Source organism: Terrisporobacter hibernicus, from assembly GCF_020809405.1.
In the GTDB taxonomy this organism is placed as follows: Bacteria; Bacillota; Clostridia; order Peptostreptococcales; family Peptostreptococcaceae; genus Terrisporobacter; species Terrisporobacter petrolearius.
This window is the reverse complement of sequence record NZ_CP081135.1, coordinates 2,828,115-2,851,417: the sequence shown is the minus strand read 5'-3', so window position 1 is coordinate 2,851,417 and position 23,303 is coordinate 2,828,115. Positions and strand designations below refer to the sequence as shown.

At 28.1% G+C, this 23,303-nt stretch carries 21 protein-coding genes, 1 tRNA gene and 1 riboswitch; of the genes, 11 read left to right on the top strand and 11 right to left on the bottom strand.

From position 1 onward, the window contains the following. The first annotated feature begins 56 nt into the window (after positions 1-56). Positions 57-1,847 carry a GH25 family lysozyme gene (locus tag JW646_RS13815; RefSeq protein ID WP_228415470.1) on the top strand — a complete coding sequence of 597 codons (1,791 nt, stop codon included), beginning with the start codon at positions 57-59 and terminating at the stop codon, positions 1,845-1,847. A gap of 37 nt (positions 1,848-1,884) precedes the next feature. Here the strand turns inward: JW646_RS13815 and JW646_RS13810 are convergent, their stop codons facing one another. Together JW646_RS13810 and JW646_RS13805 are read right to left on the bottom strand one after the other, a co-directional pair. Next, entirely contained in the window at positions 1,885-3,234 is a 1,350-nt protein-coding gene (locus JW646_RS13810) for an MATE family efflux transporter (RefSeq protein ID WP_228415469.1), read from the bottom strand. 318 nt (positions 3,235-3,552) lie between these two features. After that, positions 3,553-3,628 (bottom strand) — tRNA-Lys (locus JW646_RS13805). Positions 3,629-3,808: 180 nt separating this feature from the next. On the opposite strand from JW646_RS13805, the gene JW646_RS13800 reads away from it, so the two are divergent. After that, a complete protein-coding gene (locus tag JW646_RS13800) occupies positions 3,809-4,435 on the top strand; it encodes a peptidylprolyl isomerase (RefSeq protein ID WP_206924131.1) in 627 nt (208 codons plus the stop codon). A gap of 289 nt (positions 4,436-4,724) precedes the next feature. Then, positions 4,725-4,810: riboswitch (cyclic di-GMP riboswitch) on the bottom strand. 116 nt (positions 4,811-4,926) lie between these two features. Here JW646_RS13800 and JW646_RS13795 read toward each other — a convergent pair. Next, positions 4,927-5,445 (bottom strand): GNAT family N-acetyltransferase, encoded by a 519-nt coding sequence (locus tag JW646_RS13795; RefSeq protein ID WP_074915087.1) that lies wholly within the window; start codon positions 5,443-5,445, stop codon positions 4,927-4,929. 85 nt (positions 5,446-5,530) lie between these two features. After that, positions 5,531-6,040, bottom strand: a complete 510-nt coding sequence (locus tag JW646_RS13790; protein WP_083399233.1) for a TVP38/TMEM64 family protein — start codon at positions 6,038-6,040, stop codon at positions 5,531-5,533. A 381-nt stretch (positions 6,041-6,421) separates the two neighbouring features. Between JW646_RS13790 and JW646_RS13785 the strand changes: the two genes are divergently transcribed. Together JW646_RS13785 and JW646_RS13780 are read left to right on the top strand one after the other, a co-directional pair. Then, on the top strand, positions 6,422-7,675 hold the full coding sequence (locus JW646_RS13785; protein WP_228415468.1) for a Y-family DNA polymerase: 1,254 nt from the start codon (positions 6,422-6,424) through the stop codon (positions 7,673-7,675). Between the two features lie 22 nt (positions 7,676-7,697). Beyond that, positions 7,698-7,958: a hypothetical protein gene (locus tag JW646_RS13780; RefSeq protein WP_228415467.1), complete on the top strand. Its 261-nt coding sequence runs from the start codon at positions 7,698-7,700 to the stop codon at positions 7,956-7,958. Between the two features lie 99 nt (positions 7,959-8,057). On the opposite strand, the gene JW646_RS13775 is transcribed toward JW646_RS13780, so the two are convergent. Together JW646_RS13775 and JW646_RS13770 are read right to left on the bottom strand one after the other, a co-directional pair. After that, the gene (locus tag JW646_RS13775; RefSeq protein ID WP_228415466.1) at positions 8,058-9,329 is read right to left on the bottom strand and encodes a dicarboxylate/amino acid:cation symporter; all 1,272 of its coding nucleotides are present in this window, start codon (positions 9,327-9,329) and stop codon (positions 8,058-8,060) included. Between the two features lie 358 nt (positions 9,330-9,687). After that, on the bottom strand, positions 9,688-10,269 hold the full coding sequence (locus JW646_RS13770) for a hypothetical protein (protein WP_074915076.1): 582 nt from the start codon (positions 10,267-10,269) through the stop codon (positions 9,688-9,690). Positions 10,270-10,408: 139 nt separating this feature from the next. On the opposite strand from JW646_RS13770, the gene JW646_RS13765 reads away from it, so the two are divergent. Then, positions 10,409-11,953 (top strand): leucine-rich repeat domain-containing protein, encoded by a 1,545-nt coding sequence (locus tag JW646_RS13765; RefSeq protein WP_228415465.1) that lies wholly within the window; start codon positions 10,409-10,411, stop codon positions 11,951-11,953. A gap of 53 nt (positions 11,954-12,006) precedes the next feature. On the opposite strand, the gene JW646_RS13760 is transcribed toward JW646_RS13765, so the two are convergent. Then, complete coding sequence (locus JW646_RS13760) at positions 12,007-12,687, bottom strand: LPXTG cell wall anchor domain-containing protein (protein ID WP_228415464.1); 681 nt, start codon at positions 12,685-12,687, stop codon at positions 12,007-12,009. Between the two features lie 241 nt (positions 12,688-12,928). Here JW646_RS13760 and rbsK point away from each other — a divergent pair, with 241 nt between their 5' ends. Genes rbsK through rbsB form a run of 5 tightly spaced genes read left to right on the top strand, consistent with a single transcriptional unit; the run spans position 12,929 to position 17,607 of the window. Continuing rightward, on the top strand, positions 12,929-13,837 hold the full coding sequence (gene rbsK, locus JW646_RS13755; protein ID WP_228415463.1) for a ribokinase: 909 nt from the start codon (positions 12,929-12,931) through the stop codon (positions 13,835-13,837). Positions 13,838-13,839: 2 nt separating this feature from the next. Further along, a complete protein-coding gene (rbsD, locus tag JW646_RS13750; RefSeq protein WP_228415462.1) occupies positions 13,840-14,229 on the top strand; it encodes a D-ribose pyranase in 390 nt (129 codons plus the stop codon). Then, positions 14,229-15,752: a ribose ABC transporter ATP-binding protein RbsA gene (rbsA, locus tag JW646_RS13745; protein WP_330677182.1), complete on the top strand. Its 1,524-nt coding sequence runs from the start codon at positions 14,229-14,231 to the stop codon at positions 15,750-15,752. The genes rbsD and rbsA overlap by 1 nt, the downstream gene beginning before the upstream one ends. After that, on the top strand, positions 15,724-16,692 hold the full coding sequence (gene rbsC / locus JW646_RS13740; RefSeq protein ID WP_228415461.1) for a ribose ABC transporter permease: 969 nt from the start codon (positions 15,724-15,726) through the stop codon (positions 16,690-16,692). Before rbsA ends, rbsC begins: the two co-directional genes overlap by 29 nt. A gap of 12 nt (positions 16,693-16,704) precedes the next feature. Continuing rightward, positions 16,705-17,607, top strand: coding sequence for a ribose ABC transporter substrate-binding protein RbsB (rbsB, locus tag JW646_RS13735; RefSeq protein ID WP_228415460.1), 903 nt, complete (start codon positions 16,705-16,707; stop codon positions 17,605-17,607). Positions 17,608-17,650: 43 nt separating this feature from the next. On the opposite strand, the gene JW646_RS13730 is transcribed toward rbsB, so the two are convergent. The 3 genes from JW646_RS13730 to JW646_RS13720 form a co-directional block, all read right to left on the bottom strand. Beyond that, a complete protein-coding gene (locus JW646_RS13730; RefSeq protein ID WP_228415459.1) occupies positions 17,651-18,457 on the bottom strand; it encodes a hypothetical protein in 807 nt (268 codons plus the stop codon). Positions 18,458-18,673: 216 nt separating this feature from the next. Next, entirely contained in the window at positions 18,674-19,936 is a 1,263-nt protein-coding gene (locus JW646_RS13725) for a cation:proton antiporter (protein ID WP_148556180.1), read from the bottom strand. 249 nt (positions 19,937-20,185) lie between these two features. Continuing rightward, positions 20,186-20,344, bottom strand: a complete 159-nt coding sequence (locus JW646_RS13720; RefSeq protein WP_209006040.1) for a zinc-ribbon domain-containing protein — start codon at positions 20,342-20,344, stop codon at positions 20,186-20,188. A 252-nt stretch (positions 20,345-20,596) separates the two neighbouring features. Here JW646_RS13720 and JW646_RS13715 point away from each other — a divergent pair, with 252 nt between their 5' ends. Further along, positions 20,597-21,115, top strand: a complete 519-nt coding sequence (locus JW646_RS13715; RefSeq protein ID WP_074915057.1) for a fascin domain-containing protein — start codon at positions 20,597-20,599, stop codon at positions 21,113-21,115. 45 nt (positions 21,116-21,160) lie between these two features. Here the strand turns inward: JW646_RS13715 and JW646_RS13710 are convergent, their stop codons facing one another. After that, on the bottom strand, positions 21,161-23,065 hold the full coding sequence (locus JW646_RS13710) for an endonuclease MutS2 (protein WP_228415458.1): 1,905 nt from the start codon (positions 23,063-23,065) through the stop codon (positions 21,161-21,163). Positions 23,066-23,303: the final 238 nt, after the last annotated feature.

Sequence of the window (23,303 nt, the reverse complement as noted above, 5' to 3'; positions counted from 1 at the left end):
AATATATTTATACATATTTGTAAAATTATGTAATTTTATAATAAGGGGACAAATTTATGAGAAATTCAATGAAAAAGTTTTTAGCTATTTTTTTAGCTAGTATAATTTGCTTTTGTAGCTTTCAAAATTTAAGTTATACTTTTGCTGCAGAAAATTCTGTACTTTCTAAAGGATATGTTCATGTTACATCTGCACCTGACAAATTAAATGTTAGGTCCAAACCTTCCACATCTTCCAAAATAATAGGAACTATAGATCATAAAAAATCAGTAAACATAGTAGATAGCGTTACAAAAATTACTAAAGTCTATGACAAAGATAGTAAATCTTATACAAATGTTGTAACAGACCCATGGTATAAAATATCTTACGCTAAAGGTTATGGATATGTTTCTGCTGATCATAATTATGTTAAGTTATCAAATGAAGACAAGCCTTATCAACCTAGTAATAGTACTGCCGTAAAAGGAATAGATGTAAGTTATCATCAAGGAAATATCAATTGGAACAAAGTAAAAAATTCTGGTGTTAAATTTGCTATTATTCGTGGTGGAAGTGGAACTAAAGAAGACAGTAAGTTTAAAGCAAATATAGAAGGTGCTTTAAATGCTGGAATAGAGGTTGGTGTTTATTGGTTTTCCAATGCTTATACTGTAAATAGTGCAAAAGATGAAGCTCAAAAATGTATGGAAGTAATTTCACCTTATAAAAATAAGTTATCTTTTCCTGTTTTCTTTGACTACGAAGAATACACTATAAAATCGGCGCAAGATAGTAAAGTTAATCTTAGCCTTCGTTCAGTATCTAATATTTGCGAAACATTTTTGTCTAAATTAAAATCAAATGGATATAAATGCGGAATATATACAAATAAAACCGTATCAAAATTTTATCTTAGTGATAATCTAAGGAATTCTTATGATTTTTGGATAGCTCAATATATAGCTCAATATAATGATAATTGTAATTATTGGGGAAAATATACCATGTGGCAATATAGTAAAGTTGGAAAAGTTGATGGTGTAAATGGAAATGTAGACTTAAATTATTACTATAAAACTAATCCTCTAAGCATTTCAAAAACTACTATGAATTCTATTCCAAATCAAAAATATACTGAAGGTAAAATTACTCCAAATATAAGTATAAAATATAATAATAAAACCTTAGTAAAAAACAGAGATTATACTATATCATTTAATAACAATACATCTATAGGCACTGCAACAGCCACTATAAAGGGTAATGGTAAGTACTCAGGAACAAAAAAAATAACCTTCAAAATTGTTCCTAAAACTGTAACAAATGCTAAAATTTCAAATACTACTTCTTCGAGTATAAAACTAAGTTGGTCAAAAGTTGCAAATGCAGATGGATATAGAATCTATAGATCATATAGTAAAAATGGTACTTACACTAAAATAAAAGATATTACTAAAAATTCTACTTTAAGTTATACTGACTCACGTTTATCTAGTAATAAAAAATATTATTATAAAATAAAATCTTTCAAAACTTCAAAGAAAGAAAAATACTATAGTTACTATTCAAGCATAGTAAATGGAGAAACAAATTTATCTACACCTACAGTAAAATTATCAACTCCAAAAACTAAAAGCATAAAAGTTTCTTGGAAAAAAATTTCTGGGGCCAAAGGATATGAGGTTTATAGATCAACTAGTAGAAATGGAAAGTATTCAAAAACCACTACAAGCAACTTAAGTTATACCAATACAAATCTAATTAAAAAGAAAATTTATTACTATAAAATCAGAGCATATAAAGTTGTAAAAAACAAGAAAGTTTATAGCCCTTATAGTTCTATAAAATCTATTTCTACCAAATAGTTAAATTCTAAAAGCAAAATAAAGAAGGTATTGCTTATTAAGCAATACCTTCTTTATTTTTATTTTCTATTTTTTTCATTTTTCTATAATAAGTTATCATAAGAGGTACAGCAGCTGCTATCCAAGCTATAGGATCTGATAAACAAATACCTGTAAATCCTATAAACTTTGGTAGTGTAAATGCCACTATACTTCTTGCAACTAGTTCATAAACCCCTGCCATCATAGGTACAAAGGATTCTCCCATGCCTTGAAGTACATTTCTATATACAAATATAAATCCTAGTGGTATAAAAAATACTGCTGAATAATTAAATACTTGTTGAGCGTAGCTAAATATTTCAGGTGTTGGATTTTCTATAAATAAAGTGACAAAATATTTTCCAAGGAATATAAGAATAGCCCCTGCTATTAAACTCGTAACTATAGATACTTTATTCATTATTTTCATACCATTTTTAATTCTATCAAATCTACCGGCACCTAAGTTTTGTCCTGCATAAGTTGCTATTGTAACCCCAAAGGAAATTGATGGTTGCATAACAAGTTGAAGAACCTTTGAGGATGCTGTATACGATGCTATTACTATTGATCCGAATACATTTATAGCACTTTGAACTATTATAATTCCAACAGCTGTTACAGAAAATTGCAATCCCATAGGTACACCAATCTTCAAATGTTTTGTATAATAGTGTGTTTCAACTTTAAAATCTTCTTTTTTAAGCCTTAATACTTGGAACCTTTTATAACTGTAAATTAAGCATAGTACTGCTGAAAATCCTTGAGCAATATTGGTAGCATAAGCGGCTCCTGATACACCCATTTTAAAATTAATTATAAATACCAAGTCTAAAATAACATTAAGAATAGATGAAATTATTAAAAAATACAGTGGTGTTTTACTATCGCCTAATGCTCTAAGTATGCCGGCAGACATATTATAAAGAGCCTGAGTTATTAATCCTGCAAAAATTATAGTTATATATGTGTTTGCATTATCAAAAATATTTTCTGGGGTATTCATCATCCTAAGAAGAGGATTTTTTACTATTAAAGCTATTACTGTCATTAAAAAAGTTGAAATTAATGTTAATGTGATATTACTTGCTACAGCCTTTTTTACACCTGCTTCATCCTTTGCTCCAAATTTTTGAGAAACTAATACTCCAAATCCACTAGTTAAACCTAGTATCATACCATTTACTAAAAAAAACATAGATCCAGTAGAACCAACTGCTGCCAGTGCATCTACTCCTACAAATCTTCCAACTATTATTGTGTCAACCATGCTATACAACTGTTGAAATATATTTCCAATTAATAAAGGTATGGAAAAAAATATAAAAATCTTTAAAGGACTTCCCTGAGTCATATCATTAGTCATATATTTATTTCTCCTATCTTTATTTGTTTTTATATACTGTAACAAGAAATGCTCTATATCTATTGTTACATCATAATCTATTTGAAACTAATAATTATTTATAAGTTAAACAATTCATAGTTTTTTTTACAATAAAAAAGCAAGCATTACTATACTAATGTCTGCATTATTTTTTTCAATCTTATAAATGATATCAAATAAGAAATTATAGGTCAACAAGTATATTTTAACCTCTTAGCATGAAATCGTTTTTAGTTTAAAATTAATACTTTTAATTTAAATGTAAAAAAGGTGTACTAAAATTAATACACCTTTTTTTGGTGACCCATCCGAGACTTGAACTCGGGACACCCTGATTAAAAGTCAGGTGCTCTACCGACTGAGCTAATGAGTCCCAACTTTTTAATACTTCTTTAATATTAATTTTCCCTCATTATTTTCTATTATTCATTCAATTCTATGTATTAAATTTGTAGTTATGTATAAAATTTCCCTTTTTAACTCATTTAAAACTATTGATTTCTATTTATGATATAATAAATAATTATAATAAAAAAATAAAAGGTGGTAATTTATGACTAGTAAGAGAAAAAAAGGAATTCTAGCAAGCTTTTTAGCAGGAGCAATGGCTCTTGTAGGATGTTCTCAAGGAGAAATGAATGATGAAGTTAGAACTCCTCCCAAAGAACTTCCTATAGCAACTATAGTTATCAAAAATTATGGAACTATTGAAGCTGAACTTTACCCTCATATAGCGCCAAATACAGTAAATAACTTCATATCATTAGCTAATAGTGGTTTTTATGATGGACTTACTTTCCATAGAATAATAAAAGACTTTATGATACAAGGTGGAGATCCTAATGGTAATGGTTCTGGCGGTCCTGGATATAGTATTAAGGGTGAATTTACTAAAAATAAATTTAAAAATGATCTAAAACATACTGAAGGTGTTCTATCTATGGCAAGAAGCCAAAACAAAAACAGCGGTGGCAGTCAATTTTTTATTATGACTAAAGATTCTCCTCACTTAGATGGGCAATATGCTGCTTTTGGTAAAATTATAAAGGGTATTGATATAGTTCATGAGATTGAAAATACAAAAACAGGAAATAACGACAAGCCTGAAAAAGATATAGTCATAGAATCTATAAAAGTCGATACTAAGGGTATAAAATATGATGCTCCTGAAAAAATATAATATTTACTTTATTTAAATTTAAACAAAAAGAAGACGGAATTTCAGGGGTGAAATTACCGTCTTTCTTTAATTATGGGGTATGTTATATTTAAATATTTGTATAATGGGGATCATACAATACTTAAATATAGGGTTTGGTGTATTTAAACATGGGGTTGTTTAAATACGGGGTTTTACTACCAAGCCTAAAATAAAAAAACTACCATTAAGGGTAGTTGCCATTCTATTCTAATATCATAAACTTTTATAAAAATAGCTTGGGTTTATGATAACAAAGAATTTTTTATTCTTCGGCAACTGGCTGGCATAGTGTGATTAACCTTAGCCCCTATAGCTTTGCGTCTCTAGATTTCTCTAGATTTGCCAATATTTAGCTATTACACTATAAATTATATACACTTTACATCATATATGCTAGCGTTTATTTATATTTTTTTGTTTTATTTTATTTTTATTTTAAATCAACTTTCATCTATGATTAAATCCTTACTTTAGATAGTTTTTTGTCTTAATATCTTTTCAAAAGCTATTCTTTCAGATTTATCTTTTAAATAAATTACACCACAATATTCAAATTTGTTTTTACTTAAAAATTTTTGCATTGATTTATTGTGTCTATGAGTATCAATTCTAATATGATTTATATTGTTTTCTAGACAAATTTTCTCTATATGATTAAATAACTCAGCAGCTACTCCATTACCTTTTATATTGCTAGAAACTGCCACTCTATGCACAACAGCATAGTCTTCATTACTAATCCAATTTCCATCATATATAATTTTATAATCCGTTTCTCCATTAAAAGATAAATAAGCTGTAGCAATTACTTTATTGTCTTTCAATAAAACATAGGATTGGCCATTTTCAATATCGTTAATTATGCTCTCTTCATTTGGATATCCGTCTTGCCATTGATCAATATTATTTTCTTTAAAATAGTTTTGAGCTTCTTCAATAATATTTATAATTTCCTTTATATCTGATTTTTTTGACTTTCTAAATTCCATATATTCACCTCCATATTTTTATTTAAATTTATTATATACGAAAAAAGCCCTCCTAATAAAGAGAGCTTTTTCATATATAATAAAATTATTTACTTATCTTTTTTTCATATCTTTTATAAACAAAAAATAGTATTCCACTTACAATCAAGGTCACTATAAATACAGCGGCTGCCATAGTGTAATTCTTTAACCCAAGACAACACCCTCCAATAGTTGAAGAAACAACAGATGGTATCCTCGCCACTCCTGAAACCAGTAAAAATGGCACCAGTTTAATAGGTGTAATTCCTGCCACATATGAAATAACATCTTTAGGAGTTCCCGGAATTAAAAATATAAAAAATGTTGTTATATATAATTTTTTATTGTCTTTTAAAAAATTCATTTCTTTAATTTTTTCTGTTGATACAAAAATTTCTACAAAATCCATTCCAAATTTTTTAGCAAACAAAAATACTACTATTTGCCCTAGTAAGGTTCCAATTAAGCATAGCACTGCACCCCAAAACCATCCAAATGCATATCCTGCTGCAATTTCAAAGGGCTCTCCTGGTATAATTGCCACAATAATTTGAAATGCTGAGATTCCTATCATAATAAATTTACCCCATATTCCAGTACTACTTATCCATGCTCTAAATTCTTTTGGGTTTTTTGCAAGGGAAACTATTTTTTTTCCTACTGTAAATCCTAGGGCAGCAATAATTAATAAAAATATTATTCCTCCAACTAATAGTATCTTCTGCTTCTTATCTAGTTTTTTTATAATAATTTCCCTCCTTACTTAAAATTTTTCATATTTTCAACTGTACTTATATTAACCAAATAGACTCATTACATTCTTCCTTGTATAGACTTCTTTTGTCAAATGTATTAATTCTGCTTTTGTTATAAATTTCATGTTTACACAGAACAATAGTTCGAATACAATTATATTGTAATAAACATTAGTTCTATTTGAAAGGAGGTGCATTTTTTGAACAAAAGACTTATTTTTCATATTGATGTAAACAGCGCTTATTTATCTTGGACAGCTGCTTATTTACTAGATAAAGGATATCAAGTAGATATTCGAAATATTCCTAGTGTCATAGGAGGCAATGAAGAGGCTCGCCATGGCATTGTATTAGCCAAAAGTGACCCTGCTAAAAATTATAAAATCCAAACAGGGGAAACTTTATTTTCCGCTAGAATCAAGTGTAAAAATCTAGTTATAGTTCCTCCCCACTATGATTTATTTAAAAGATGCTCTGATTTTATGGTAGAACTTCTCAATGAATATACGCCTAATATACAAAGATTTAGCTGTGATGAATGTTTTTTAGATTTTACAAGCATGGAAAATTTATACAAAAACCCCCTAGATCTAGCTTACGAAATAAAAGATCGAATAGAAAAAGAACTTGGTTTTACAGTTAATATAGGTATATCAAGCAACAAATTATTAGCAAAGATAGCATCCGACTTTAACAAACCAAATAAAGTACATACCCTTTTTCCTGAAGAAATAGAGTTAAAAATGTGGCCTTTAGATGTGGGTGAACTATTTGGAGTAGGGAAAAAAACTCTAAAAAAACTTAACACCTATGGTATAAAAACCATAGGCGACTTAGCAAATTTTGATGTTGATATTTTAAAATATAAACTCAACTCATATGGTGAGCAAATTTGGAAATATGCAAATGGAATTGAAAATTCACAAGTTCGAAAAAGTAATTATATAGGTATTAAAAGTATGGGCAATAGTACAACTACCAATTTTGACATAACAACTAAAAGGGAAGCTTCTATGGTCATTTCTTCTCTTTGCGAAACAATTGGTATGAGGCTTAGAAAAAATAAGAGTTGTTTCAATGTAATATCTATTCATTATAAGACTGATTCTTTCTTTTCTAGAAGAAAACAGAAGAAACTAAGTTATTTTACTGATAGCACCCAAGACATAAAAAAAGAAGCTATAAAACTATTTGGTGAACTATGGGAAGAAGAGCCTATTCGCCAAATAGGCGTACATGTAACAGGACTGTTTAATAATAATGAAGTTCAGCTATCTTTACTTGAAGAAGGGAACACTGAAAAAAAGAAAAATTTAGACAAAACTATTGATAATATTAGAAATAAATATGGAAAATATTCAATATCAACAGCTCAATTTATAGATACCCCCATGCCACCACTATGTGGTGGTATAAACGAAGATGACTATCCCATGATGAGTAGCTTAATATAATATATTGGAAGGTGATAATTAAATGAAACTTGTATCTAAAGAAATAGATATAATCACTGTATTTGATAAAAATGGTAAAATACAACCTATTAAATTTAAATTTGAAGATAAAGATTCTACTAAAGTTATAAAAGTAGATAAAGTTATAGATTTTGTAGATTGTAAATTTGCTGGTGATTCATTTATAGTTTATAAATGCCAATCTTGTATAAACAATATTATAAAACCTTTTGAACTAAAATTTGAAAGAAGAACTTGTAAATGGTATTTATACAAAATTTAAATAATAAAAAGAACATCTACAAAATGTGATTTGAAGATGTTCTTTTTATTATTTAGCTATATTAATTTATAACAATAAAGAAAATTATTCAACTTGAACTTACGCCACTATTTCTTGCTTTTCTTCACTACAATATTTGTCTATGTCAAAATCTTTTTCGCTATTGGCAACAATTAGTGTACACACATTATCTCCCATAACATTAACTGTCGTTCTAAACATATCTACTATTCTTTCCACTCCCATAATTAATCCAATTCCTTCTAACGGTAAGTTGACAGAAGTAAGAACCATAGACAGCATTATCATTCCAACACCTGGAACTCCAGCAGTACCTATTGACGCTAATGTGGCTGTTAAAACTATCGTCATCATTTGATTCATTTCTAAATTTATACCATATATTTGAGCTATAAATAAAGCTGCCACACCTTGCATTATAGCAGTTCCGTCCATATTTATAGTGGCTCCCATAGGTATTGTGAATGATCTTGTAGTTTTACCTACGCCTAAATCTTCTAATATTTCCATACTAGCCGGAACGGAAGCATTACTTGATGAAGTTGAGAAAGTAATAGCTGCAACTTTAGTAAACTTTTTTAAAAATGGCTTAATTTTTTGTCTTGTAAATACTTTAAATAATCCACCATAAACCACAGTAACATGAATAGCTAAACCTAATAGTACAACTGCTAGATACTTAATTAAAACTAATATAGCATCTTTACCTACAGTTGAGAAAGTTTCTGCAACTAAAGCAAATACACCTATTGGAGCTGCCATCATTATTATTCCAACCATTTTCATGCATATGTCATTGGCACTTTCAAACACTTTTCTTACAGGCTCTGCTTTTTCTGCCACCATGCTCATTGCTACCCCTGTAAGCAATGCAAAGAATATTATTTGTAGCATATCACCATTTGCAAAAGATGCAATTGGATTTGATGGTATTATACCAAGTATAATATCTACAAGTGATTTTGACTCTCCTATGGCTACCTCTCCAGTAACTACAGCACTCATATCTAAACCTGCACCTGGTTTTAATACACTTCCTAAAAATAAAGCTATGATTATTGCTACAGCAGTAGTTGATAAGTAAAATACCATAGTTTTACTTCCTATTCTTCCTAATTGTTTAACATCTCCCATAGATGATGCTCCACATACTAATGAAACAAATACTAATGGAACAACCATCATTTTAATTGCAGATGTAAATCCAGTACCTAATACCTTAAATAATCCACCTATAATTACTGTGTCCTTAATATAACTTCCTGGTAATGATTTCAATATTAATCCAAATATAAAACCTAAAAATAACCCTATTAAAATTTTGCTTGTTAATGTGACTTTTTTCTTCATTGTTAAATCTCCCTTATTTCTTTTTCGTCGTTACTATTACATTATACATTATTTTTAATATTTTTGTTTATTTTTTTAAGTTTATGTGTATTTAGATATTATTTTTGTTTATTTTTTAAATCATTTCAGTCTAATACTTTATTTTTTAAATCAACATGTGATTTGACAGGTGATTATTAACGTGTTTGTTAAAAAATTCATTAAATTTCAAGGTTTGGCGAACTTTAAATATATTTTAATATATTAATGTTCTAGTTTTTCAATATATAAAATTATAAGTTATTTGGATTTTTAAAATAAAATACACCATAAGATATATACCTTTAGGTGTATTTTGGTAAATATAAAATTTATCATATTATATTGCATATATTTTAGTATTACAGTACTGCATAAGTGGTACCTCTAATTCTTTATCCAATTGGCTCATAATCATAGTAACATCATAGTAATTTTCATCTTTTTGATAAATAGCATAAGTTGATTTTATATGTCCTTGTATGGAATCTGTTATTACTTTCGAAGGAGAGCATACTTGACATTTTTTATTATTCATTTGGCTATCTACAGGAATTAACTCTTCAACTTGCAAAGGGTGTAATCTTCCTCCTGGATTAAAAAGTTTTTCATAATCATCTTCACTGTACTCAATTACATAAGATGTTTCTGTATTAGTATTGCTATCTTTTTTTATTATTTTTTCGCTGTTATTTTCAAAAATTTCTTTCGTTGTATATGTTCCTGAAAAATCACCCCTAACAGTTACTATCGATCCTTTTTTTTCACTATAATTTACTTCCATAGTTGTATTAGAAGAGAAGGTAATTATATTATTATTGTCTTTGTTTACTTCCTGGCCTGTGACTCCGTACTCAATTTTTAATTTTTTAGCATTGTTAACTAACTTTATTAGTTGTTGCAATACACTACTTTCATACATTTAATCACCTCCATTTATTCATTTTTAATAAATATCATTTAAGTATATTATAATTTAATATAAATTATTACTAACTCCATCAATCCATATTAACAAATCAATATCTTCAATCATATAAATAAAAAAGGAGGTGCGTAAAATGACTAACTTAGTGCCGGACATAAATTTAAAGACTGTCATAAACCAATACTTTTCCAGGGAAAAAAACACAGAAATAACTAAATCAGACTTGAAAAGTATAAAAGGTTATATATATTCAGATATATCCTCCCTAGGAAAATATATCTGTAGTATAGAAGGTCTTCAGTATGCAATCAATATGACAGAGTTGCTTATTGAAAATAATTTATTAACTAGCATGGAACAACTTGTTAACTTACAAAATTTAAATACTTTATTTTTAAATAACAATTTGATTACAGTTGTGCCAGATTTGTCTAATATGACTAATTTGACGTCTTTACTACTTAACGGTAATGAGATTAAAGATATTTCACCTATTTCTAGTGGAAAAAATCTTAGATTTATTAAAATTAATGAAAATAGAGTTTCTGACTTATCTTCATTATCTGCTTTAGAAAACCTTAAAGAATTACGTGCCATAAATCAAGATATAGAAATCAAAGATGTTATAGAGTCATCTGATTTCTATACATTAGATATTAGTTTTTTAAAAGACATTAATGGTGAAACACCAAAAAAAATATCTCCTACTCACTTAGGTGAATATAATAGTGAGAATAAAGAGATAATTTGGGATACATCATTAGTTTCTTTTGAAAGCCCTAGTTTTACTTTTGAAAGTGATGATGGCTATTTTTCTGGTATTGTTACAGTAGATTTGGTAGATGTGGATCAAACTGTTATTATAGAAGACAAAAACTTACAAGAAGAATTAATGTTTATTTTAGATAAAAAAAACAATATTATAACTTTAAAAGATATGCTAAAGCTTCGATATTTAGATTTAAGCAATAAAAACATCAAATCTTTAAAAGGTTTACAACATGCAAATAATTTATATACATTAATATTAGATGGCACTTACATTACTGATTTGCAGTATGTTCCTTCATCTGTTAATTATGTGTCTTCCAAAGACTTAAAAAACGAAGTAAACATTCCAGATGATAGATTAAAATCACTTATAAATATTGTTCTAGGTAAAAATGATAAATGCATTCTTACTTTTAATGATATAAAAAATTTAACTGTTTTAGATGAATTTGCTAACCATATTAATTCTTTAGAAGGTTTACAATATGCTGAAAACTTGAAGATTTTAAGTCTTCTAAACAATAGAATTTCTGATATAAATCCTCTGTGCGCTTTAACTAACCTAACTTATTTGGACCTTAGCAATAATAATTTAAAAGATTTGTCACCTTTATCTTCTTTTTATAAAAATATCTCTTATGTTTATGCTAATAATCAAAAAATTACAGTTGAAAAAGGTATGACACCACAAAATAATATTTTTAATTTACCTTTAGATTTTGTAAAAGATATTGATGGAAGTATTATTGAAAATATAACTCCTTGCCAAGGAGGAATATATAATAATGAAGAGAACTCTATAACTTGGAATTTAGATTGTATACCTTGTGATCTTAGCTTTAATTTTTCTGGTATACATGATATTTTTTCTGGAACTGTTTATGTAAAGGTTAAAATAATCGAATAAATAAACATAAATTTTTTAATAAAAAAAGCCAGCTCTTATACTGGCTTTTTCTATTAAACTTCTTTATTTTTTCTTTTTCTTATAAAAATAAATCCACAAATAGCTATAACTCCTACTCCCCCGGCTATAATTATAATATTAGAAAAGTTTGGGACGTTGAATTTAACATGAATGTTATCCAGTGTATTTAAAGTATAGTCCCAGCTATAAGTAGTTCTTCCATCCTTCTCTTCAAATGTACTTGTCGCATTAGATTCTACTAGTTTAAATGGTGTTGTCATATGTAAATTCATGCTGGCTGAGTTTCCTATAAAGCTAAGTATTGACAAATCTTCTTCTGTCATTTCTCCAATAAGAGCTTCCTTCATATTTAAAGTAACATCATAAGTATTGTAAATCAAACTTTTTTCTTCTGATATATTTATAAATTTACTATCTTTTATATCTTTATTTCCCCTTGACACTAAATCTTTTATATTTCCTAAATCTTTATTCAGCAAATACCCTGACTGATTATCCTCATTTATTTTTTCAATAGAATCTGCCTTATACTCTTCTTTTACCTTTTGTAAATCCTCTTGTGTTATATTCTCAGTCACATAGTTATTAGTTAATAATTTCATAGCCATGGTCATATTACCTTTTTTGTCTATATCCAATGTTATGTCTGTATTTACACATCCTACCAGTAAAATACTAAAACATACCAATAATATTGCTAATAATTTTTCCATTTTTACCCACCTTTACTTAAATATTTCATATAATATTATATTCCCTATGGTAATAAATGACTAGTTAATCTTTTTTCTATTACATATAAAATTTTATTTAACTTATTGTTAAATACTATATCATTGTATATGTCAAATTCAATCGAATTATGTTGCACTATTTTTTTCAATATGTTACTCTATATAAGGCAAAATATTTTTTATACATAATATGTATACAATATAACTTTGGAGGTAAAACATGAAAAATATATGCGTTATAGGCAGCTTAAATATGGATTTAGTTGTTAATGTGGATACAATGCCAAAGCCTGGACAAACTCTTTTAGGAGGCAATTCCAAGGAAGTTCCAGGAGGTAAAGGAGCTAACCAAGCCGTTGCAATGGCTAGATTAGAAGGAAATATTTCTATGATAGGCAAAGTTGGTAATGATAGTTTTGGCAAAACATTAATAGAAGCCCTGAATGATGATAATGTTAATACAAATCATGTTCATACAGCTAATTGTTCTACTGGTGTGGCATTTATAACTGTAGATAAAAATGCTCAAAACGCTATAGTTGTAGCCCCAGGAGCAAATTTTCAATTAACTAAAGATGATATAGATAAAAATATAGATTGCATAAAAAACAGTGATATAGTAGTCATCCAATTAGAAACTCCTTTAGAAACTGTAAAATATGCTCTACAAGTTGCAAAAGACTTAAATAAATACACAATACTTAATCCTGCACCAGCAGTTAAATTAGATGATGAAATAATAAAAAATGTGGATTTATTAACTCCTAATGAAACTGAATTAGAAATTATCTCTGAAATAAAAATAGAAAATGAAGATGATATAATTAAAGCCGCTAGTAAAGTAATAGAAAAAGGTGTTAAAGAATTAATAGTTACCCTAGGATCTAAAGGTAGCTTATATATAAATGAAGAAAGATCATTCTTTAAATCTGCATACAAAGTTGAAGCAGTTGACACTACTGCTGCTGGAGATTCATTTACAGGAGCTTTAGCAGTTGCTCTATCAAACAATAAAACTATGGAAGAAGCCATGGATTTTGCTTCTAAAGTCGGTGCTTTATCTGTTATGAAAGAAGGCGCTCAAAGCTCACTTCCAACATTAAAAGACGTTGACAACTTTAGGAGGTAATTATGAAAAGAACAAAAATGATAAATAGCGAATTATCTTATGTAATAAGCCAAATGGGACATACTGATTCTTTAACTATTGGAGATTGTGGTTTACCAATTCCATCACAAACTAAAAGAATAGATTTAGCCTTAACTCATAATGTACCTACTTTTATTCAAACTTTAGATATAATACTTGAAGAGTTATGTGTTGAAGAAGCTATAATAGCAACTGAAATAAAAGAAAGAAATCCAGAAGTTTACAAAGCAATAAAAAAAAGAGTTTCTAACTTACAAGAAGTAAGTCATGAAGAATTTAAAGTTTTAACAAAAGACAGCAAGGCAGTAGTAAGAACTGGAGAATGTAGTCCTTACGCTAACATAATTTTAAAATCAGGAGTAGTATTTTAATGAAAACACCAATTTTAAAAATGACAAATATAGTTAAAGAATTCCCTGGTGTTAAAGCCCTTGATGGAGTTAATATTGAGCTTTACGAAGGTAGAGTTATGGCTCTTATGGGTGAAAATGGCGCTGGAAAATCAACACTTATGAAAATACTAAGTGGTGTATATAAAAAAGACGAGGGTGAAATCTTTTATGAAGGAAAAAAGGAAGATATCAAAGGGCCAAAGGATGCCACAGATAAAGGTATCGCCATAATACACCAAGAATTAAACTTAGTTAATGACCTAAGCATAGGTGAAAATATATTTTTAGGTAGAGAACCTAAAAAAGGATTTAAAATAGATTTTAATAAGTTACACGCTGATAGCCAAGTTTTATTAAAAAGATTGAATATAAATAAAGACCCTAGAGAACTTGTTGAAAACTTAAGTATGGGCGAAAAGCAAATGATAGAAATTGCTAAAGCTCTTTCTCTAGACGCAAAAATAATAATAATGGACGAGCCAACAGATGCTTTAACTGATAAAGAAACTAAATCATTATTTAAAGTTATAAATGAGCTAAAAGCTGATAATAAAGCTATAGTTTATATATCACATAGATTAAAAGAGATCTTCGAACTTTGTGATTATATAACAGTCCTTAGAGATGGTAAGTTTGTTGGTCAAGAAGAAATATGCAACCTTGATGAAGATAAAATGATAGAAATGATGGTTGGTAGAAAACTAACAGATCAGTTTCCTCATTTAGAAGTTGAAAAAGGCGAAACAATTTTAAAATTAGAAAGTGTTTCTAATAAATTTGTAAAAGATATTTCTTTTGAAGTTAAAGCCGGGGAAATCCTTGGAGTATCAGGACTTATGGGTGCTGGTAGAAGTGAACTTGCCAAAACTATATACGGCCACCTTCCTTTAGAAAATGGTCGTATCATAAAAAAAGGAAAAGTGCTAAATCTTAAATCATCTCAGGATGGTGTGAAAAATAGAATTGCTTATGTAAGTGAAGATAGAAAAGGTGACGGACTTATTTTAGGTTTATCAATAAGAGAAAATATGACTTTATCTTCTCTAGAAAGAATTTCAAAATCTTTTGTAGTTGATAAAAATAAAGAAAAAGAAAGAGTTAATAGTTATATAGATAGAATAAGAATTAAAACTCCTAACATGGAACAATTAATTAAAAAATTATCTGGAGGTAACCAGCAAAAGGTGGCCATAGCAAAAGCTCTTATGACACACCCTGATGTGTTAATCTTGGACGAACCAACTCGTGGTGTTGACGTTGGTGCTAAAAAAGAAATTTACGATTTAATAAATGAGTTTAAATCACAGGGAAAAGCAATCATTATGATTTCTTCTGAAATGCCAGAAATTCTAGGTCTATCTGACAGAATTCTAGTTTTAAGTAATGGTAAAATAACAGGAGAATTTGATATAAAAGAAGCTACACAAGAAAAAATATTAAAATGTGCAGTAGAAATTAAGGAGGATCACAGGGATGTCATCTCAAGTGAAGCAACAGCATAATAAATTTGATCTAAAGGAAACATTAATAAAATACAAAAGCTTAGTAGGACTACTTGCTCTAATAGTTGTAGTTTCAATACTTAGCCCATCATTTTTAAGTACAAAAAACATATTTAATATATTAAGACAAACTTCAGTAAACGGAATAATTGCAGCAGGTATGACTTTTGTTATATTAACCGGCGGAATTGACTTATCTGTAGGTTCTATACTTGCCATAAGTGGTGCCCTATGTGCCTCTCTATTAGTTTCAGGTAATAATATATTTATGGCAGTTTTAGCTGCTTTGTTAATAGGTGCTTTAGTAGGATTTTTAAATGGTTTCATAATAACTAAAGGTAAGTTGCAACCATTCATAGCAACTCTTGCTACAATGACTGTTCTTAGAGGTTTAACTTTAGTTTATACTGATGGTAAGCCAATAACTCTTGGAAGTGGTGAATTAGCTTTAAGTTTTGGACAAATCGGTGGAGGTAAAATTCTTGGTATACCTACACCTGCTCTAATTATGATAGTAACATTTGCAATATGTACTTATATACTTAAAAATACTAAAATGGGTAGATATACTTATGCTTTAGGTTCAAACGAAGAAGCAACAAGACTTTCTGGTTTAAATACAGACAAAATAAAAATAGCAGTTTACACTATAAGTGGTCTACTTGCTTCTATTGCAGGTATAATAATAACTTCTAGATTATTCTCTGCTCAACCAACTGCAGGTAATGGATATGAACTTGATGCTATAGCCGCTGTAGTTCTTGGAGGAACTTCCCTTACTGGTGGTAAAGGTAAAATAACCGGAACAATAATTGGTGCATTAATAATCGGTGTTTTAAGTAATGCCTTAAACATATTAGACGTATCATCATATTATCAAATGATGGTTAAGGGTGCTGTTATATTAATAGCTGTACTTTTAGACAGAAAAGGTAACTAGGAGGTAGTAAAAATGTTTAAAAAAATAACTACCATAATAATATCATTAATTTTATGTACATCATTACTAGTTGGATGTAGTGAAAAAAGTGTTGATAATAATAAGAAAATAGGTCTTATAGTATCTACTTTAAACAATCCTTTCTTCGTAGATTTAAAGTCTGGTATAGAAAGTGAAGCAAAAAAACTAGGATACGATGTAGTCGTGCTAGACTCTCAAAATGATCCTGCCAAAGAAGTTTCTAACATGGAAGATATATCTGTTAAAGACGTAGATGTGGTTTTATTAAATCCTGTTGATTCAGATTCTGCCATAGCCTCAGTTATGGTAGCAAATAACTTAGATTTACCTGTAATTACAGTGGATAGAGTTTCTAATGGTGGGAAAGTCGTCTCTCATGTTGCTTCTGACAATGTGGAAGGTGGAAAAATGGCTGCCAAGTATTTAATTGAAAAATTAGGCAATAAAGGAAACATTGTGGAACTTGAAGGTATGGCTGGATCTTCTGCAACTCGTGATAGAGGAAACGGATTTGATAATGAAGTAAAAAATAGTAATTTACAAATAATAACTAAGCAAAGTGCTGATTTCGATAGAACTAAAGGCCTTTCTGTAATGGAAAATATAATTCAATCAAAGGGTAATATTGATGCTGTATTTGCTCAAAATGACGAGATGGCTCTTGGTGCTTTAAAAGCATTACAAGATGCCAATATGAAGGATGTTTTAGTTGTAGGATTTGATGCTACAGATGATGCTGTAATATCTGTACAAAAAGGTGATATGGCTGCAACTATAGCTCAACAACCCAAATTAATTGGAAAAACTGCAGTAAACTTAACACACAGATTTTTATCTGGGGAGAAAGTTGAAAACTTTGCACCTGTAGAATTAAAATTGATAGAGAAAAAATAAAAATAATAAAAGGTCAACATATAATCTATATGTTGACCTTTTATTATTTTTCAAGTTCAAAAAGTTGCTTATCTTCTACTTTTATCCATCCATATCTTCCTGATTTATTTACTACTTTTATACATTGATTACCATTATAATTATAAAGTGCTACTAAATTAATTTTATCACCTCTTAAAAGATTATATGCCTTTACATTACCAATATTAGTCTCATATACTATAGTTTCATCTTTTACTACATATTTATTTTCTTTACTAATACCTACAACTTCAGCTTCTTTTTTATCTATATCAGTAAAATCACAATCAAGTTTTCTTTTATAAACATAATTTATAAAAATTGGTTCACCACCAATAACTTCGCTATAATGATTAAAATTAGTTGAATCATCTGTTACTCCATAGGTAATTTTCATTGTTCCGTTTTTATCATCATTATTTATAATTCTTCCATTCATTTTAAAATTATAACTTTTATTTTCATCACAATATGTAAAAATACTTATTTTACTGTTTTCAATCTTATTACCTAAAATTACATATATTTCTTTCTTATTGTCAATCTTATTGAAATCATACATATGTACACTTATACTATTTTCATCTCTAAATTTTTCTTTTAATTTATTATTTATATATAAGCTCACAATAAAATCATCTTTCCCGTCTTTATATGACTCTAACGTTATTTTTTCACGTTCCCCATCGCCATTTAAATCAAAAAAGTATTCTTTACCATAATTCAACTTATTTTGTGATAAATTCATTCTAAAAAAGTTCTCATCTATTTTATCGTAATTCAAAAATATCACTACTGCAAAAACAATTAACACTACTATCCTTTTCATCTATACCCCCTACACACTTCGGTAACTGTTTATAAACAATTGTACACTAAAAATATATTTTATAGGTTACATATATTTTTTTTTATATATCATTGAATTTATTTAATTTTGTAATTTTATTAAAAGTTAAAGTCTAAATGTTATATTATTCCCAAATAAATAAATCCTCTTGTAATATGATATTTATATCATATTACAAGAGGATTTATAATTATATTAAGCAACTACTTCAGATACATTATCTGTTGTTTCTTCTAATACGCCTAATTTTTTCGCAACTAGTTTAGTAGTACTTGCTTGTACTATTAAAGTTACAAGTATAGTCATAAATACTACTGAAGATATTATTTCATAACCTGGCACTTTCATAGCCACTATTATTCCTGATACTGCAGCAGGTATAACTCCAGTTTCTCTAACCCACATCATAAATAATTTATCTTTAAATGTCCACTGTGCCTTTCTATCAAATGCAGTAGATGCTAACACTACTAAAGGTCTTCCTACAAACATTAAAACTAACACTGTTATTAATGATGGTAACCAATATTGAGCTAATGCCGATATATTTACTTGAGTACCTAGTAAAACAAATATAGACATACGACATATTGTTGCTATACTTTCCGTGAAATGTACTGTTGGTTGATAATCAGCTTCTTCTAACCAAATTCCAAACATTTTTTTATTTCCTGAAATTAATCCTGCCATAAATACTGCCATATATCCACTACCATGGAACATTGTAGCTAGCTCATAAGCAAGAGTAACTGTTAACATTGACATAATTGGAGCATAAGAATGGAATATTCCCACTCTTTTATCTGAAACTAATATTATTAATAAATATCCTACTAATATTCCTACACCTATTCCTACTGCTGCTGAAATAAGTAATTCCTTAATACTATCTACTGCTGAGAATTGACCACTCATAACTATACCTAATAGCGCAGAAGATAATATAGCACCAACTGCATCATTAAAAGCAGACTCACTTACAACAGTTTGTTTTATTTTGTCCTTTATTCTAACCTGTTTAAATACAGGTATAAGGGCTGCTGGGTCTGTTGAAGCTATAACAGCTCCTAAAAGAAAAGCTGTCATAATAGGTAAATTAAATATCTTAGCTGCCACAACACCTACTACAACTGCAGATATTACAACTCCTACTGTTGATAACATTCCTACACTTACTTTTACCTTATTTAGTACTTTTAAATTAATCTCTTTACCACCTTCGTATAATATAAATGCTGATCCAAAAGTAAGTATTAAATTATTTTCTACTGGAAAAGCCCCTATACTTAAAATATTTAAAAAGGCTGGTCCTATTATTATCCCTGATATTAAATATAGTATTACATCTGGAATTTTTAATATTTCACTTACCCTTCCCAGTGCAATACCAGTAATTATTATCATCGAAAATATTAACAATAAATTATTGGTAGCAATTGCTTCTATGCTTCCTTCCATACCATTCATCTCCACTCTCTCAATTTTGTTTTTAATCTAATAATTATCCATTATATACCCCTAATTATAAGAAGTCAATGCTCGTGAACGTTGTCGAAATGTAAAATTTCATTAACATTTTTACAATTTTTTGGAAATTATATGGTAGGTTTAATTTTTGTTAAACTACAATTAATTATTAATATATTTTTCTTTTTTTTTAACTAAAAAAGCTATAAGATTTAATCTTATAGCTTATCTTTAACAGAATTATCTTCTGTTGTTGTTATTTTGTTGTTTTCTAGCTTTTCTACATTCTGGACATCTAACTGGCTCGTTATCAAATCCTTTTTCTTTGTAGAATTGTTGTTCTCCTTCTGTGAATAAGAACTCAGCTTTACAATCTTTACATATTATCTTTTTATCCATTATATTAATCCTCCTATAAAGACTATATAGCAATAATTTGTCTTTATAGGAAAAAATTATTATCTAAATTAATCTTTATTTATTCTTATTCTAAGAATAACATATTATCTCAACAAATACAAGTATTTCATATATTTTAGTGTTTTTATTTTCATCCAAAAATGATATTATTACTGCTTAAATACTACAAGTAACCTTAACTTACCTATCATCATAAAATATAATAAGTAGTTTAATATAAGGGGGCAAAATATGAATATCCTTAATCGAGAACCAATTATACAAATAGGACCGGTTCCTACATCACCATCTTTAATAATTTCAAGACCCGGTCCATCTATTTCACCATTTCCGTCTGAAGCAGAACTTGAAACAAACATATTTCCAGGACTAGATATTCCTAAGTTAAAAATAAAATCACTGTTTTCAAATGCATTTGTAATAGTAGGATATAATGACGTTTTATATGCCGTCGCCACTATTGCTCAACAAGGAGAAACCTTCAAAATAATTCCTATTAATAACTATCAGGTAAAACTTAAAATTGTTGGGGGACAATTTGTAAGAATCGATTATAATGGTTCATTAGTTGCTGATGTTAATAAAAATAATGCTACTATTTTTAATATTTCAAGAACAGGATATATGGAATTTAGTTTAATAGTGCCACAAGGAAAGTACGTTAATGTAAGACAAAGAGATAACATGTTAGTTGCCAAATCAGAATATGCCGGTCCTAAAACAAAGTTTAAATTTAAAAATGATAATTAAAGAAAAGGTGAAGTGTAACTTGTTACACTTCACCTTTTCTTTAATTTATCTATTGTTTTTTATTTCCTTTTGAATTTTCTTTAAAACTTTTTTAGATCCTCTTTCTATATCCCTATCTAGCTTTCTTTTTTCAAAGCTTACAAACAAACTATTTAAGTCATAGCCTTTGGGATATAAATCTTTAGCTTTAAATTGTAATTTTAGTCTTTTAGCATTTATATTAATGAACTCATCTTTATATAAAATTTCCACGTTGTTAAATTTGTCAATTGGCTTATACACTATACCAAAATCCTTAAAATCTAATAGTTCTACCTTATCTCCCATTTCAAAATTCGGAAAATCTGTCAAAACTAAATTTTCTTTTTCAACAACTTTATTTAAAATCTTATTTTCTTTTACTAAAGTGAAATCATAATTTTTATTGTACATATAAGTTTTTGCCTTTTGTAACACTTTATCTTTTATTCCCATTTTTTTAGAAATAAATAAGGCATTACTATCCTCTGATTTGCCAATAACAAGCTTGTATAATGGCTCTAATGTTTCCTTATTAAACATCATTCCTGCATTTTCAAAATCAGGATGCTTATTAGCAAAATGCTTAATTTCTTCATAGTGAGTTGATGATATCATAATACAGCCCATTTGATAAAATTCTTCAAGAAGCGCAATAGCTAAACTTGCTCCTTCATTAGGGTCTGTACCAGAACCTATTTCATCAAATAGTATTAAAGTACTTTTATTAGCCTCTCTCATAATATCAGCTATATTTTTTATATGAGAGGAAAAAGTACTAAGTGCATTTTCTATACTTTGATTGTCTCCTATATCAACAAATACTTTTTCAAATACACTAATTTCAGTATTTTCCATAGCAGGTATATCAAAACCACACTGTGTCATTAAAGTTAAAATACCTACAGTTTTTAGAGTAATAGTTTTTCCACCTGCATTAGGTCCTGTTATAATTAAACTTCTATATTTATTACCTATTTGAAAGTCCAAAGGCACTACATCACCTTTTAACAAAGGATGCTTTCCTTTAATAATATTAGTATATCCATTATTATTTATCTTCGGTGTAATACATTTATTATTTTGACTAAATTTAGCCTTGGCAAATACCATATCATACTGAGAAACTATTTCCATATTCAACTTAATCTCTCTAACTTTGTCATAAATCAATTCTGTAATATATGATAAAATCTTATATTCTTCTATAGATTCTTCACTTTTTAATGTAATTAACTCTAAAGAATATTTGCTTATGGATGATGGTTCAATAAACACCGTTGAACCTTTTGAAGAAGTATCTAAAATTGTTCCATCAACTTCATTTTTAAAAGATGATTTAATAGGTACTACAAATCTATCATCTCTTTTACTTATAATAAATTCTTGTATATACTTTTTATTAGTAGATGATGTTAAAAATTTATTTAACTTTTCCTTTATTCTACCTTCGCATATATCTATACTTCGTCTAATTTTCTTCAATTCTTTACTAGCTTCACTAGAAATTTTATTATTTTTAATTGAAAATTTAATTTCTTCTTCTATGCTTTCGCATTCTGTTATATTTAATGCATAAGAACTTAATGTAGGCGAATAAAATTCCTTATCCAACATAAATGATTTTATTTTTCTACATCCTCTTAAGAAATCTTCACAAGAAATAAGTTCTGCAGTATCTAAAACCATTCCCTTTTCTACTTTATATATTACAGGGTATATATTAAATAATCCTTCTAATGGTATATGATCACTACTTTCCAGTACTTTTCTTGCTTCTTTATTTTCCTCTAGCTTTTTCTTGACAACAAAATAATTTCCACTAGGTTCTAATTTATCTATAAGACTTTTCCCAAGTGAACTTACACAGTGTACTTTTACTAATTCTTTAACTTCATTTAATTGTAATTTTTCAAATGTATCTAAATTCATTTTAATCTCCTTTATTTATATATCAATCTTATTAAAAAAGACTTCTTTATAAATAAGGATAGTATTTTGCGGTTACTCCTTATTTATAAAGAAGTTCTCCCACAATGCTCTTATTATTTTTCAAAAACAACTCTCCTTTTTCATTTTTATTTACAATATTATATTATCATAAAAATAAAAAAAAGTGTAGATTTTGAACTATATACAAAATCTACACTTTTTTATTCACTTTACATTA

What these genes read in the sequence shown, in the direction of transcription:
- JW646_RS13815 (WP_228415470.1), top strand. Translation starts at nt 57, where the DNA reads ATGAGAAATTCAATGAAAAAGTTTTTAGCTATTTTTTTAGCTAGTATA.
- JW646_RS13810 (WP_228415469.1), bottom strand. Translation starts at nt 3,234, where the DNA reads ATGACTAATGATATGACTCAGGGAAGTCCTTTAAAGATTTTTATATTT.
- JW646_RS13800 (WP_206924131.1), top strand. Translation starts at nt 3,809, where the DNA reads ATGACTAGTAAGAGAAAAAAAGGAATTCTAGCAAGCTTTTTAGCAGGA.
- JW646_RS13795 (WP_074915087.1), bottom strand. Translation starts at nt 5,445, where the DNA reads ATGGAATTTAGAAAGTCAAAAAAATCAGATATAAAGGAAATTATAAAT.
- JW646_RS13790 (WP_083399233.1), bottom strand. Translation starts at nt 6,040, where the DNA reads ATGATAGGAATCTCAGCATTTCAAATTATTGTGGCAATTATACCAGGA.
- JW646_RS13780 (WP_228415467.1), top strand. Translation starts at nt 7,698, where the DNA reads ATGAAACTTGTATCTAAAGAAATAGATATAATCACTGTATTTGATAAA.
- JW646_RS13775 (WP_228415466.1), bottom strand. Translation starts at nt 9,329, where the DNA reads ATGAAGAAAAAAGTCACATTAACAAGCAAAATTTTAATAGGGTTATTT.
- JW646_RS13770 (WP_074915076.1), bottom strand. Translation starts at nt 10,269, where the DNA reads ATGTATGAAAGTAGTGTATTGCAACAACTAATAAAGTTAGTTAACAAT.
- JW646_RS13765 (WP_228415465.1), top strand. Translation starts at nt 10,409, where the DNA reads ATGACTAACTTAGTGCCGGACATAAATTTAAAGACTGTCATAAACCAA.
- JW646_RS13760 (WP_228415464.1), bottom strand. Translation starts at nt 12,687, where the DNA reads ATGGAAAAATTATTAGCAATATTATTGGTATGTTTTAGTATTTTACTG.
- rbsK (WP_228415463.1), top strand. Translation starts at nt 12,929, where the DNA reads ATGAAAAATATATGCGTTATAGGCAGCTTAAATATGGATTTAGTTGTT.
- rbsD (WP_228415462.1), top strand. Translation starts at nt 13,840, where the DNA reads ATGAAAAGAACAAAAATGATAAATAGCGAATTATCTTATGTAATAAGC.
- rbsA (WP_330677182.1), top strand. Translation starts at nt 14,229, where the DNA reads ATGAAAACACCAATTTTAAAAATGACAAATATAGTTAAAGAATTCCCT.
- rbsC (WP_228415461.1), top strand. Translation starts at nt 15,724, where the DNA reads ATGTCATCTCAAGTGAAGCAACAGCATAATAAATTTGATCTAAAGGAA.
- rbsB (WP_228415460.1), top strand. Translation starts at nt 16,705, where the DNA reads ATGTTTAAAAAAATAACTACCATAATAATATCATTAATTTTATGTACA.
- JW646_RS13730 (WP_228415459.1), bottom strand. Translation starts at nt 18,457, where the DNA reads ATGAAAAGGATAGTAGTGTTAATTGTTTTTGCAGTAGTGATATTTTTG.
- JW646_RS13725 (WP_148556180.1), bottom strand. Translation starts at nt 19,936, where the DNA reads ATGGAAGGAAGCATAGAAGCAATTGCTACCAATAATTTATTGTTAATA.
- JW646_RS13720 (WP_209006040.1), bottom strand. Translation starts at nt 20,344, where the DNA reads ATGGATAAAAAGATAATATGTAAAGATTGTAAAGCTGAGTTCTTATTC.
- JW646_RS13715 (WP_074915057.1), top strand. Translation starts at nt 20,597, where the DNA reads ATGAATATCCTTAATCGAGAACCAATTATACAAATAGGACCGGTTCCT.
- JW646_RS13710 (WP_228415458.1), bottom strand. Translation starts at nt 23,065, where the DNA reads ATGAATTTAGATACATTTGAAAAATTACAATTAAATGAAGTTAAAGAA.